General features: G+C 55.1%; 8 protein-coding genes. All 8 read left to right on the top strand.

The features are described 5' to 3' along the window. The first annotated feature begins 130 nt into the window (after positions 1-130). On the top strand, positions 131-2,071 hold the full coding sequence (mutL, locus tag PORAS_RS05170) for a DNA mismatch repair endonuclease MutL (RefSeq protein WP_013760449.1): 1,941 nt from the start codon (positions 131-133) through the stop codon (positions 2,069-2,071). Between the two features lie 265 nt (positions 2,072-2,336). Beyond that, the gene (locus tag PORAS_RS05165) at positions 2,337-4,613 is read left to right on the top strand and encodes a TonB-dependent receptor (RefSeq protein ID WP_245528067.1); all 2,277 of its coding nucleotides are present in this window, start codon (positions 2,337-2,339) and stop codon (positions 4,611-4,613) included. A 240-nt stretch (positions 4,614-4,853) separates the two neighbouring features. Next, positions 4,854-5,423 (top strand): alkyl hydroperoxide reductase subunit C, encoded by a 570-nt coding sequence (gene ahpC, locus PORAS_RS05160; protein WP_013760447.1) that lies wholly within the window; start codon positions 4,854-4,856, stop codon positions 5,421-5,423. A gap of 269 nt (positions 5,424-5,692) precedes the next feature. Continuing rightward, positions 5,693-7,246 (top strand): alkyl hydroperoxide reductase subunit F, encoded by a 1,554-nt coding sequence (gene ahpF, locus PORAS_RS05155; RefSeq protein ID WP_013760446.1) that lies wholly within the window; start codon positions 5,693-5,695, stop codon positions 7,244-7,246. Positions 7,247-7,904: 658 nt separating this feature from the next. Then, complete coding sequence (locus tag PORAS_RS05150) at positions 7,905-9,911, top strand: glycogen debranching enzyme N-terminal domain-containing protein (RefSeq protein ID WP_013760445.1); 2,007 nt, start codon at positions 7,905-7,907, stop codon at positions 9,909-9,911. After that, positions 9,908-11,164: a glycosyltransferase family 4 protein gene (locus tag PORAS_RS05145; RefSeq protein ID WP_013760444.1), complete on the top strand. Its 1,257-nt coding sequence runs from the start codon at positions 9,908-9,910 to the stop codon at positions 11,162-11,164. Before PORAS_RS05150 ends, PORAS_RS05145 begins: the two co-directional genes overlap by 4 nt. A gap of 30 nt (positions 11,165-11,194) precedes the next feature. After that, a complete protein-coding gene (locus tag PORAS_RS05140) occupies positions 11,195-12,451 on the top strand; it encodes a glycoside hydrolase family 57 protein (protein WP_013760443.1) in 1,257 nt (418 codons plus the stop codon). Between the two features lie 35 nt (positions 12,452-12,486). Further along, positions 12,487-14,616 carry a M3 family metallopeptidase gene (locus tag PORAS_RS05135; protein ID WP_013760442.1) on the top strand — a complete coding sequence of 710 codons (2,130 nt, stop codon included), beginning with the start codon at positions 12,487-12,489 and terminating at the stop codon, positions 14,614-14,616. The last annotated feature ends 12 nt before the right edge of the window (positions 14,617-14,628 follow it).

The following is a 14,628-nucleotide window of genomic DNA, read 5'->3' as shown; positions in this document are numbered from 1 at the left end:
AGCAACGCGATCGAGGCATAGATAACTACGCTCGCTCGGGCATCATCCTGCGCTCTATCCTGACACTCATCCTCTTAGGCTTCATCGTCTGGGTACTATACTACAGACAGGGTCCCCTTTTCTCCTTCCTATGAGCGAAATCATACACCTCCTCCCCGATAGCATCGCCAATCAGATAGCCGCTGGTGAAGTAATCCAGCGACCAGCCTCTATGCTCAAAGAGCTAGTCGAAAACGCTATCGATGCCCATGCCACACAGATAACCATCGAGCTACAAGATGCAGGCAAAGAGCTCATGCGTGTCATCGATGATGGCGTCGGTATGAGTCCACTAGATGCTCGCATGGCCTTCGAGAGGCACGCTACCAGCAAGATCTCCTCCGTCGACGACCTCTTCACGCTTCGCTCCATGGGCTTTCGCGGCGAGGCGCTTGCCTCCATCGTGGCAGTAGCTCAGATCGAGCTAGTCACACGACAGGTCGACAGCGACATAGGCTACAAGCTCCTGATCAACGGCTCGGAGGTTATCAGCTCCTCCCCCACCGTTGCCGAGGTAGGCACCTCTATCACGGTGAAGAATCTCTTTTATAACGTCCCCGCACGGCGACGCTTCCTCAAAGGCTCCGAGACAGAGCTGAGACACATCTACCGCCAGTTCGAGCGGATTGCATTGGTCTACCCCGAGATCGCCTTCACCCTCTACTCCGAGGGCAAGCTCATACGCAACCTCCCCAAGAGCGACCTGCAGCATCGCATCGTAGACCTACTAGGCAAGAGCTACTCCAAGCAGCTCATTCCGATCGAGTACCAAGGGCCGCTAGCAAACGTCTCAGGCTTCATCACCCTGCCACGAGATGCTAAGCGCAGAGGCGCCCAGCAGTTCTTCTTTGTCAATGGACGCTATATGAAGCACCCCTACTTCCACCGTGCGGTCATGAACGTCTTTGAGGATCTCATCGCGCCAGGTAGCCAGCCCAACTACTTTATCTACTTCCAGGTAGACCCCAGTCGCATCGATGTCAATATACATCCGACGAAGACGGAGATCAAGTTCCTCGATGAGCAGGCTATCTTCAAGCTCCTCATGGTAGTGCTACGCGAGCACCTCAGCACCACCAGTGCTATGCCCGCCATCACCTTTAGCACCGACCAGCTCATCGAGATACCAGCCTACGATGCCACACGACAGAGTAGCAGTACGCTCCAGCCACCGCCCGTGCAGATAGACCCTGAGTACAACCCCTTTAAGGCGATCTCTACAGACGATCAGCGACCCCTCGACCCGCTCTCCTCGATGAGTAGTGGCTCTCCCGCTCATTGGGAAAACTTCATCGACGACTTCCAGCAACGACGAGGCGAGTCAACGCTTTCCACAAGCCAACCCACGGGAGCAGCCCCCACAGCGATAGATCCACTCTTTACGGTATCTCCTAGCTCCCCTCAACCGGCTGCCAATAGCACCAACCTGGTCTACACCTTTCAGGAGCGCTACCTCTTTACCACGATGAGTGACCGTCTTGCAGTCATACAGATTGATCGCGCGCTGCTACGCATCTACTACGAGCAGCAGATAGCCACCCTCACGCTCGAGCCCGATCAGGCGCAGCCGCTACTCTTTGCCGAGGAGCTATCGCTACCCAGCGAAATCTACCCGATGCATCACGAGTTGGTCGAAAGCCTGCGACAGATTGGCTTCGAGATCACACCGCAAGAAGAAGCCTCCGCAGGCACAGACGAAAACGTCTACCTCATCACCTCTGTACCCAAGCCGCTCCGCCCCATCGGCGTCGCTGATATGATCACCCAGACACTCGGTGAGTACCTCGATCAGCTGGAGCGTGAAGAGACCGATACAGAGCTCTCTCAGGCGACGCAGCTCGCGCAGCTCTTCCTCTCCAGCGAAGCCCTGCGCCAAGCCAGCGAACTGGTGCGCCACACACTCCACGCACGTGCAGCGCAGCCCAGTCAGATCATCTCCGACCTCTTTCTGACGCCCAACTCGCAGTTCGATCCGCTCGGACGCTCCATCATGGTCTCGCTCACCTCCGAGGAGATCGACAAGTGGTTCTAATCCTCCCCCTGCAAATCTCACGAGCAACGTGTTACTCATGAGATTTGCAGAATTTCAGAAAGTCGTAAACATTGTATAGAGACACAGAATTACCCTTTCGGGTATTGTGCAGAGCGTAAAGCCTATCTAACTTTGCAGGCGTATAAAGAAAGTGTCCTGGGGTGGGGTCTGTTCTTTGCGTAAGCCCCCCTCAGATACCTATAGCTCTCTATCAAGACAACAAGAAGCGATGACCGAAAGCCCTTTCCCTGCGAAGGATCGTAAGATGACGTTCGTGAGACTCATACTTTCACTTCTCCTCGTGGTGGTCTCAGCCGTGGCATCGCTCGCACAAGAGCGCATCGGCACCGTGACTGGGGAGGTAACCACGACAACGGGCGAGGCACTGGTCAATGCTGTGGTTCTCTTCACCAGCAGTCAGGACTCCACGCACTGCTTCCCCGCTGTCTGTGATGGGCAAGGGCGCTTTTACCTAGAGCTCCCCCTAGGAGCTTATTCGTATAGAGTCTCTTCCCTCGGCTCCAATTACACCCCTGAGCGAAATCATGTAGAGGTGAGCAAGGAGCCTACAAACCCTCTGAGCATCGTCATAGCGCCTGCCGCTCAAGCACTCGATGAGGTGGTCATAGTTGCCAAGCGTCCGTTTGTCACATACAGTAGCGGCGTGGCTCGCTATAACCTTTTGGCTAATCCTGCAGCCATCGGCGGGAATCTTTTGGACGGGCTTAAGCTAATCCCGGGGGTACAGGTGGAGGAGCGTGGAGGGCTCTCTGTCTATGGCTTCTACACACTCACGGTAGCTGTCAATGGTCGTATACTGCGTCTCTCCCCTGAGGAGGTCCAAGCTTACCTCAGCTCTCTGAGCGTGGAGGATGCCGAGCGGGTGGAGCTCATTCGCCATCCAGGGCCCGAATATGGCGTGCAGAGCGGTGCCGTCCTCAACATCGTCACAAAGGGGAACCCTCGAGAGGGTCTCAATGCTTTCATCTCTGCCGACGCGAGCTATCGGAGGAGGGTGTCGGAGGGCGGTCGGCTCAGACTCAACTACAATAAGGATAATAAGCGAAGCTACATAGCGTACCAAATCTTTGACAATCGTCGTATAGAGTCCCTCACGACTACACTGGGTGCTGACACGACGAGCACATCGCCTCATCGTGGACAGGCTATGCAGGCGGGCTTTGAGTGGCAGATCTCTCCGCAGCAGCTCTTTGACATACGGCTTCACGGATCACTCTCAGATGAGCATATAGACTATAGTCGAGGGTATCACACCGATATGAGACGTATGGTCGGGGCTGTCAATCTCTATCACACCCTCTCTGCTGATCGCTGGGCCTGGAAGAGCTATGCCGACTACACCTCCAGTAGCAATCATCGCACCTACTCTCACAGTGACAGCGAGCTACAAGATCGGTATCACTACCTTCGTCTATCGACAAACTATACCTACCGCTTTACCCCTTCACTACTGGGACTCCTCGGGGTAACGCAAAACAATATCTGGTTTGCAACACAAGCCCCCACAGCTTCCAGCGGAGTCAATGAGCGGTACTATGAGAGCAACAGCTCTGCTTACGTCACGCTGCGCTACCACAAAGGAGCACTCGACAGCTACGGTGGAGTACAGCTCAACTACGACCACCGCACGAGCCAAGCTCAGGGGACTCGCCTACTATCTGACCAAGCGGTGCGCTGGCAACCTTACCTCAACGTGGCCTACGATATAGCGCGCAACCATCGTCTAGCACTCTCCTTGCAAACCTACTACCAGCGTCCTGCGCTAAGAGATCTGATGCCGTATGCCTCCTATGCGGGATTTCTCTATCGTGTCGGCAATGATCGTCTGCAGAGTAGTATGCGCCACAACCTTGCGCTCAACTACAGCTACCGACGGGCTGCGATGCTAGAGGTAAACCTCTCCAACGAGCAGCGCCCCATCGTTGAGTACTTGACACCATATCAAGGAGGCTATGCCATTACCAAAGGGAACCTGGACTACAGTCGCTACCTGCGCATCGTAGCGGGGGCACCCATACCTATCATCTACCGAGACAACGGCTTGCAGTGGATCGTCACCACTTATCTAGCTTGGCACTTGCAGCGTGACAAGGGGACTATAGACAGGAGCGAGTGCGACCGCACCTTTCACGCATACTATCTCCAGCACAAGCAGTCGCTCAACCTCCCTGCTCAGTGGTACCTTGACGCTCAGGTTACCTATTACAGTCCGCTATTTGTCGGAGTCTACAAGACTCAGAGCCAGTGGTGGATCAATCTATCTATTAGCAAGCGCATCGCCTCCTGGAAGCTCTCCCTCTCGTGCTACGACCTACTGAATAGCAATGTAGCACGGGGCGAGATCATGGGTCTCTCCCAGCCGATAGCCTTCGTCCAGGACTGGTACAGTCCGAAGGTCACGCTCAGCATCAGTTGTACGCTAGGCAATAAGCGCCTCAAGAGCTCTAGCCGTCAGACGATCAATAGCGAGTCTCGTCTCACCGATTCCGCCAACGAAGGGCTCTCATTTAGCAAACCTTAAATAGCCATTTAGGAGGCTCTACGGGAGTAGAGCTTTCCTCTCCGTGGGCACAGTCTATGTCCATACGGAAGAACCTTCAGTTTCATACGAAGGGAACTACTCGCCTTAGGGGGAAATACCTTGTTCTAGGTATGTGTTTTACTTTTTATTTCAAGTGCTTACGCCTATCTTTGTGACTGTTGGTGGGGATGTCCGACCAACGTCAATCAATCTTTATCTAAAACTCAAATGCAAATGACTATGCAACCTATTATCAATAGCAGCTTACCAGAATTCAAAGTACCCGCATATACCAAGTCCAAGGGCTTTCACGAGGTCTCTAACGAGGATCTCAAGGGGCGCTGGAGTGTACTCTTCTTCTATCCTGGCGACTTTACCTTCGTATGCCCTACGGAGCTAGCTGACCTCGCCGACAACTATGCTGAGTTTCAGCAGATCGGCGTAGACATCTACTCTGTGAGCACTGACTCGCACTTCGTTCACAAGGCTTGGCAGGATGCCAGCGAGGCGGTCAAGAAGGTGCAGTACACGATGCTCGCTGATATGCGCTTCGAGCTGGCTCGTGCCTTCGGCGTGATGATCGAGGAGGCTGGACAGGCTTACCGTGGCACTTTTCTCATTGACCCAGACGGCAAAGTGCGTGTGGCTGAGATCCATGACAACGGCATAGGCCGTGACGCTCAGGAGCTACTGCGCAAGGTGCGCGCGGCTCAGTTTATCTATGAGCACCCAGGCGAGGTGTGCCCCGCTAAGTGGAGACAAGGCGATGCCACTCTCAAGCCTAGCATAGACCTAGTTGGTAAGATCTAACACATAGATCCACAAGAGACTGTTGCATAAAGGCGAATCGCTGTGTTGCTTTCGGGATTCAGCTTCGGTCACATACGTAGGTATGCTCCCTTCAGCCCCCACCCTCAGCGCCTTGCGCTTCATCCTTTCTGCAAAGTCAGGACAATCTTGCAAGCAAGATTGTGAGACTGTTGACTTTGCAACAGTCTCACATATCAAGACGAGAGGGTTGTGTCGTATACTCACACGAGCGGCACAGCCCTCTACTCTTTCTAAAAAACAGCACAACCATGAGACTAGACCAAGATACCTTACAGCAACTGCAAAGCATCTTTGCCTCGCTAAAGCATCGATACACACTTAGAGCGAAGGCTCCCGAGGGTGACCACTACGGGGAGCTAGAGCAGCTCCTCGGCGACTTCGCCTCGACCTCTCCGCAAATATCGCTAGAGATGAGCGTGGGCGACAAGCTGAGCGTGGAGATACTGTGTGACGACCAGCCCACGGGGATAACCTTTAGAGCAATCCCCTCGGGGCATGAGTTTAGCAGTCTGATACTGGCCATATACAATGCGGATGGTCAGGGGAAGAACCTCCCCGATGTGGCTATCTGCGACAAGATCCGTTCACTACGCAAACCTATTCATCTACGCAGTTACATTTCGCTCAGCTGTACCAACTGCCCCGATGTGGTGCAGAGCCTTAACCTAATCACGCTCATAGCGGGTGAGGGGGTGACCCACGAGATGGTCGACGGAGCTCTCTACACGGAGGAAGCTAAGGAGCTAAGCATATCGGCCGTACCGACGGTCTACCTGGGAGATCAGGTGCTACATATAGGTAAGAGTTCGCTGGGTGAGCTACTCGGCAAGCTAGCCGAAGCTGTCGGAGTGGAGCCATCGTCCGTCACGGCAGAGCGCAAGGAGTACGACCAGATCGTCATCGGTGGTGGTCCTGCGGGTGCAGCTGCTGCACTATACTCTGCTCGCAAGGGACTGCACGTGGCACTTGTGGCAGACCGCATGGGTGGTCAGGTGAATGAGACAACGGCTATCGAAAACGTCCCCTCCGTGCTTCACACCACAGGGACGCAGCTTGCCGAAGATCTGCGCCAGCATGTGCTACACTACCAGGTAGAGATACTAGAGCAGAGACATGTCGAGCAGATCAAGCTTGTCGACACCCAGAAAGAGGTAGTCACCTCGCTCGGCGAGACGCTCGTGGCACCGCAAGTGATCATTGCCACTGGAGCCTCCTGGCGCAAGCTAGGTGTGCCAGGTGAGGCGGAGCATATTGGTCGCGGGGTAGCCTTCTGTCCGCACTGCGACGGGCCGTTCTTCAAGGGACAAGACATAGCGGTCGTGGGCGGTGGTAACTCAGGCATTGAGGCTGCTATCGACTTAGCGGGCATCTGCAAGCATGTGACCGTCTTGGAGTTTATGGAGAGCCTCAAGGCAGACACTGTACTGCAGGAACAGCTGGCTAAGCTACCGAACGTGACCGTCCACACGAACGTGGCAACGGAAGAGGTCATCGGCGACGGCAGCAAGGTGTCCGCACTGCGCATAGCTCCTCGTGACGGGAGTGCTCCCTTCGAACTCGCTGTCGCTGGGGTCTTTGTGCAGATCGGGCTCAAGGCTAATACGGATGTCTTCGATGGTCTGGTTGAGCGCAACCGCATGGGCGAGATCATCATCGACGACCACTGCCGCAGCTCCGTAGCGGGTATCTATGCCGCAGGCGACTGTGCCAGCATCCCCTACAAGCAGGTGGTGATCGCTATGGGCGAGGGTGCCAAGGCTGCTCTCTCGGCCTTCGACGATCGCATTCGCACGAAAGGATGAAGCATGCTCCCCAACACGAAAAAAAGGAGACTCCCCCACAGCTGGACACGATCCAACCGAGGGGGAGTCTCTCTTATTGTTTTTATCGCAGGGAGGGAGGCTTACCCTTCCGCTAGCAGACCTAGATCTTTCATTTCATAGACTTATTCCTATTTTGAGGAGTTCGAAGGGGACCGCTCTGAGATGTGATCGACAGGATCTCTTAGGCTCCGATACGATTTTCCTTTAGAAGGGGTAGATCCCCACGTGGAAATTCTCAAATCTCCACGTAGCAAATTAAAAATGCCTACGTAGGAACGAAATGAAACTTCGGAGGAATCAAATGAAACTTCGGAAGAATTGTTTCGCCCCCACGTGGAAAATAAAAAATATCCACGTGGGAAATCGAAATTCTCCACGTGGATATTCTGTTTTATAGTCTCAGATGATTAGAATATGTCATCTTAAAGTTCTCCCAGCACCTCAAAATAGGAATTAGCCGTTTCATAGGGAAACGATTCGTTTAGCGGGAATTTAACCTCCATTCAGCGGTTAATTCGTATCTTAGCAACGCAGAGAGGACTATCCTCTAGACCGCTCACCACCTCGCTAGACTACGCTTGTCTCTGGCGCGCGTCGAGGAGCGATCGCATCATAACTCCCAAGTAATTTACTATCTATGAGTTATCTCAAGTTTGACCGCACGACACTCTCTAATCTAGACCGCTCGCTACAGCTGGAGCATATACGCTCGAACCGTGGGGGGGCCTTCAACTGTACGACCCTCGTGGGGTGCAACACGCGCAAGTATCACGGTCTGCTCGTGGTGCCACTGCCTCACCTGAGCCATCACAACCACGTCCTCCTCTCGTCGCTAGATGCTACAGTGATACAGCATGGGGCAGAGTTTAACCTCGGGGTGCATCTCTACGGTGATGGCACGGTCTATCCCAATGGACACAAGTACATACGAGAGTACAACATAGACAAGATGCCCCGCACGATATACCGTGTGGGTGGGGTGGTCCTACAGCGGGAGTCGATCTTCTGCCACTACAAGAATCAGGTGATTATCAAGTTCACGCTCCTCGACAGCCACAGCGAGACCACTCTGCGGTTGCGCCCTGTGGTCGCCTTTAGGGATGTGATCCTCCTATCGCATGAGAACGAGACCGCCCACACGACCGTCTACCCTGTCGGCACGACGGGTGTGCGGACCTGTCTCTATGAGGGTTACCCCGATTTATATATGCAGGTGGATGCCCCCTCGCATTGGGTCGATGAGGGCTACTGGATCAAGAATCTGCACTACCCTAAGGAGCAGATACGAGGGTACGAAAGCTGCGAAGACCTCTATTCGCCGGGCTACTTCGAGATGGAGCTACGCAATGGTGAGTCAGTCTACTTCACCGCACAGCTAGAGGAGGTAGACGTAACCACGTTGCCCGCACTCTTTGACTCAGAGGTGGCGCACCGCAAGGCGCGGGTGGGCCTACGGAGCTGTCTGCGCAATGCTTGTAGCCAGTTTTACTACAAGCCTGTCTCCAATCGGCACTATATCTTAGCGGGCTTCCCCTGGTATGGGGTGCGGGCGAGGGATGAAATGGTCGCTTTGCCTGGGTGCTCGATCTACAGCGATCACCCAGAGCGCTTTCACAATGTGATGAGCACCTTCATACGGAGCAGCATCAACTTCATCAAGCAGATAGCGCTCCCGCTAGATATGGAGGGGGTGCGCGACCCCGATGTGGGACTCTGGGCAATACGTGCTATACAGCTCTTCCTCGCTGAGTATCCAGACGATAGCCACCGCTCCTTCTACCTAGACTTCGTGGGGCGCATCATCGACTACTACCTGAGCGACCGCCACCCGATCCTGCGCATCGAGCCTAATGGACTGCTCTATGCCGAGGGTAGTGGCACGCCTCCAGTCACCTGGATGGACTCAACGATAGCGGGGCAAGCGGTCGTACCACGACGGGGCTATCTGGTGGAGGTGAACGGCTTGTGGTACAATGCGCTCTGTTTCTATCGTGAGGCACGTGGCGAAGAAAACTTTCCCGAGGAGCTGGCGGGTGTGATCGAACGCTTAGGACCGGCCTTCGAGCAGACCTTTGTCAATCCCTATGGCTACCTATATGACTACGTGACCAAGGAGGGGTATCGTGAGCGGGCTGTCCGACCCGATATGCTGATAGCTATCTCGCTACCGTTCTGTCCGCTGAGCCGTGCTAAGCAGCGACAAGTGCTAGGGATCGTAACCTCTGAGCTACTCACGCCAAAGGGGATTCGCTCGCTGAGCCCCCGCAGTGAGGGCTATGTGGAGCAGTGCAGCGGACTTCAGGAGCAGCGAGAGCATGCTTACTACAACGGCTCCGCTTGGCCGTGGTTACTGGGAGCCTACACGGATGCCTATCTGAAGATAAATGGTCGTAGCGGTGTGACCCACCTGGCGCGCTTGCTCGGGGATATACAGGATGAGCTACAGCATCACGGCATCTCGACACTGAGCGAGCTGTACGATGGCAACCCGCCCTACGATAGTCACGGCGGTATCTCCTTTGCGATGAGCTGCGCAGAGGTCTTGCGCGCCTTGGTGACCCTGGAGCGGTACAACAGTGAGGAGACCCCTCTAGCTAACTACCTATACTATACAACCAGCAACGAAGAGCGTCCTACAAGATGAGAGTATTGATGTACGGGTGGGAGTTTCCCCCACACATTTCAGGCGGGCTAGGCACGGCTAGCTACGGCTTGACCAATGGTATGGCCGAGCAGAGCGATATGGATATAACCTTTGTCGTGCCTAAGCTGTATGGCGATGAGGACACTTCGCACATAACGCTGGTTGGCGCTGACCGCACGCCGATTGTTTACCATGATCATAGTACCGACTACCTGCGCTCACGGCTACACAATGAGGCGGAGGTGAACTACTACCAAGCTGCTAGAGAGCATATCTACGATGACTTCCGCTATCGCTGTCCCAACGACTTGGGCTGTCTGGAGTTTAGCGGAGCTTACCCGGACAACCTGCTGGAGGAAATCAACAATTACTCGATCGTGGCGGGTGTCATAGCGCGAACAGTGCCATGCGACATCATTCACTCGCACGACTGGCTCACCTACCCAGCGGGGATCCATACGAAGATGGTGACGGGAAAGCCGCTGGTGATCCATGTGCATGCGACCGACTTCGACCGCAGTCGTGGCAATGTCAATCCGCAGGTCTATGCGATCGAGCGACAAGGGATGGACTACGCAGACGCTATCGTCTGTGTGAGCAACCTGACCCGACGTACCGTCATCGACAAGTATGGTCAGAGCCCCGACAAGGTCTTTACGGTCCACAACGCTGTCGAGCCGCTTAGTCCAGAGCTACTAGCCCTGCCCAATGAGCAGCATACGGGCGACAAAGTAATCACCTTCCTCGGGCGTATTACGATGCAAAAAGGGCCTGAGTACTTCGTCGAGGCAGCCCACAAGGTGCTACAGCATACCGACGGCATTCGCTTTGTGATGGCGGGCAACGGCGATATGATGGACAAGATGATCGACCTCGTGGCTCGCAAGCGTATAGCCGACCGCTTTCACTTCACAGGCTTCCTACGGGGGCGGCAGGTGTATGAGATGCTTCGCTCGAGCGATGTCTATGTGATGCCCTCGGTGTCGGAGCCTTTTGGCATCTCGCCGCTAGAGGCTATGCAGTGTGGCGTGCCGAGCATTATCTCCAAGCAGAGTGGCTGTGCCGAGATCCTGCGCTACGCGATCAAAACCGACTACTGGGACGTAGACGCTATGGCCGACGCTATGCACGCACTCGTCTCCTATCCGACCCTCCACCAGCATCTCAAGCAAAAGGGCATCGAAGAGGTCAACAACATCGTTTGGAGCAAAGCTGGACTGCGCCTCAGAGCTATCTATGACCGACTTGTATAACCCTTTGATAAACGACTTCTCCACCTTCCTATGATACAGATTATACTTCACTTCTACCTACACCAACCGTTTAGGCTCAAGAACTACCCTTTCTTCAATATCGGTAGCGACCACTACTATTACGACGACTTTGCCAATGAGGAGATACTGCGTCAAGTGGTAGACCGCTCCTATAGACCCGCACTCGAACTGATCGAGCAATTGATCGAAGCGCATCCCGACTTTAGGGTTGCTCTCACACTCTCAGGCTCGGTGCTCACGCAGATGGAGCTGCACACACCGGACATGATTCAGCTGCTCAAGCGACTGGTCAAGAGCGGGCGCATAGAGATACTTGGCGAGCCGATCTCGCACGGACTCTGTGGACTGTACGATGAAGAGGAGTATGCGAACCAGCTGCGCATGTATCGCACCCGTATCAGTTCGCTCCTAGGCGTTGCTCCCGTGACGCTCTCCAATCCTGAGCTAATCTACAGCGACCGCATCGCACAGATAGCTCACAGCCAAGGTTACAAAGCAATCGTCACTGAGGGCGCCAAGCACCTCCTAGCGTGGAAGAGTCCCAACTACCTGTACAACGCTACGACCGATGGCGTAGCGCTCCTGATGCGTCACGCGGCGCTCTCCGATGCGATCGCTCACGACTTCGCACGGTACGACAGTCCACTCTATCCCTACACGACGGAGCGCTTCTTTGCGACGCTGGAGGCTGAGCAGGGCGACTATGCGCTGGTCTCTCTACCTCTGGAGACGCTTGGATCGATATGGAGCCGTGAGACTGGCATCTTTGAGTTCCTCCGCGCTCTTCCCGAGCAGGGTTCTAAGCGTGGCTTCACCTTTACAACGCCCCAAGAGGTTGCCACGCACTGCACCCCGCAAGACACGATACAGGCGACCTATCCAGTGAGTCGTATGGGCGAAGAGCGAGACACCTCGCTATGGACAGGCAATGAGCTGCAGCAATGCGTCATACAGAAGCTCGAGGAGTGGGGCGAGCGCATCCGTCTCTCACGAGACCAGCGACTACTGGAGGACTGGATCAACTTGCAGGGCTCCGACCACCTCTTCTACATGACCACTAAGTTGGGCGGTCCAGGCGCATTCTCGCCATACGAGACGCCTTACGCGGCTTTTACCAACTATATGAATGTCCTGAGCGACTTCCTCCTCCGTGTCTCTGCCGAGTACCCCACCTCTATGGGCAATGAGGAGCTCAGCGCACTCCTGCAGACGATCGAAAACCAAAACAAGAAGATAGCTCAGCTGGAGGATCAGCTGGCTAAATAGACCAAACGAACCCAACTCTACCCGACTCCTTATATATGACCGCAACCACGCCTCAGGCGACAGCACTGCTAAGCAAACTCTTCACCGCTCCCGAGACACCCTACGGGAGCTTCCCCTTTGATCAGTTTTTCGACATCTCCTCCTCCACCGCCATAGAGCAGACGATGAAGACCTTTCGCACGGCTATGCAGGAGGCGATCACGTTACATCGTGCGGAGATTGATGCGATCACGGCACAGAGCGAGCCGGCAACCTTTGACAATACGATCCGCCGCTTCGAGGAGAGTGGAGAGGCACTAGAGGCGGTCACGGCAGCATTCTACAATCTGCTCTCTGCCTACTCTTGTCCCGAGATGATGCAGCTCTCGGAGACTTTTTCCGACTGGCTTAGCAAGCTGTCAACAGATACGCTCCTCAACGAAGCGCTCTTCGCCCGCATTCGCTCCGTCTATGACCAGCGCAAGGAGCTACACCTAGACGAGATAGACCTGCGTCTTCTGACCGAGAGCTACGAGGGCTTTGCGGACAATGGCGCTCTGCTCGTGGGTGCCGAGCGGGAGCGATTTAGAGAGATCAATGAGCAGCTCAGTCAGTTGACCACACGCTTTGCGCAAAACAAACTTTGCGACGAGGAGTCCTGGACACTCTTCGTGCCTGCTGACGAAAGCGACCGACTACGTGGCTTGCCCCAGCAGATCCTAGACGATGCCCAGGAGAAGGCACGCACCGCCTCCGAAGCGCATGGCGAGGGCTACCTCTTTGATCTGTCGGCTCCGCATGTGGGTGCCATCATGAAGCATTGTGCCGACAGAGAGCTGCGCTACAAGATGTACCTAGGACGGGGCAGCGTGGGCAATCGAGACAACGAACAGAACAACCGGCAGATCGTTCGCCAGATAGCTACACTTCGTGGCGAGCTGGCACGACTACTAGGACACCCCAACTACGCGACCTACCGCCTCAAGCATCGTATGTGCAACACTCCTGAGCAGGTGGAGCAACTCCTCGACGACCTGACGAAGTATTACCGACAGACTGCGCTCGATGAACTAGACGAGCTGGACCATGAGGCGGGCTTCGAGCTAGAGTCGTGGGACCTATCTTATTATATGGAGCGGCACAGCGAGCAGACCTTTGGGGTCAAGGAAGAGGAGCTACGTCCCTACTTCCCGCTCTCGCAGGTCCTCTCGGGCGTCTTTGCCATTGCCACACGGCTCTACGGCATCACCTTCGCACCCGCCGAGGATGTCGCCGTTTACCATCCCGACGTGCGTCCCTATCAAGTGCTAGACAGTGACGGAGCGCATCTCGGACTACTCTACCTAGACTTCTTCCCCCGCAAGGGCAAGCGCAGCGGTGCCTGGATGAATAACTTACGGGAGTGGACGCCCACGCAGCGCCCGCATATCCTCCTCGTGATGAACTTCACCCCGCCGACGGCTGGCAAGGAGGCTATGCTCACCCTCTCGGAGGTGCATACGCTCCTCCACGAGTTCGGTCACTCGCTCCACGGCTTGCTCACACAGACGCGCTACAGCTCCATGTCGGGGACCAATGTGGAGCGTGACTTTGTGGAGCTACCGAGCCAGTTTATGGAAAACTATCTCCTCCAGCCCGACGTGGTCACCGAGCTGCTCTCTAAGCACTACCAAACGGGCGAACCGCTCCCCGCTAAGCTCCTCAACAAAGCAATCCAGGCGACTCAATACCCCGTTGGTTACAGCACCATCAGACAGGTGATCTTTGGCAAGCTTGATATGGCTTACCACACTTTAGCCGAGGGCGAGAGCCTACCCGATGACCTCTACACCTACGAGCGTGAGACCCTACGAGGCACCACCCTGCGAGACAAGGAGCGAGACCCAGAACATCCGAAGCATATCATCGCTACCGCCTTCAGTCACATCTTCGCAGGAGGCTATGCCGCTGGCTACTACGGATACAAGTGGAGCGAGATGCTCGCCACAGACGCTTTCGAGCGATTTAGCGAGGAGGGTATCTTCTCTCCTACAGTCGCTACCGACTTCCGGCATCAGATTTTGGAGCGGGGTGATGAGCTAGACCCGATGGAGCTTTATGTACGCTTCCGAGGGCGCAAGCCTACGCTCGCCGCAATGCTCAAGCGTGATGGCATTACGCCGCAAGAGGAGGTCCCTGCTAACTAAAGGAGAGAAGCT

It is taken from the genome of Porphyromonas asaccharolytica DSM 20707 (assembly GCF_000212375.1).
Classification (GTDB): domain Bacteria; phylum Bacteroidota; class Bacteroidia; order Bacteroidales; family Porphyromonadaceae; genus Porphyromonas; species Porphyromonas asaccharolytica.
This window is presented reverse-complemented; position numbering and strand designations above follow the sequence as displayed.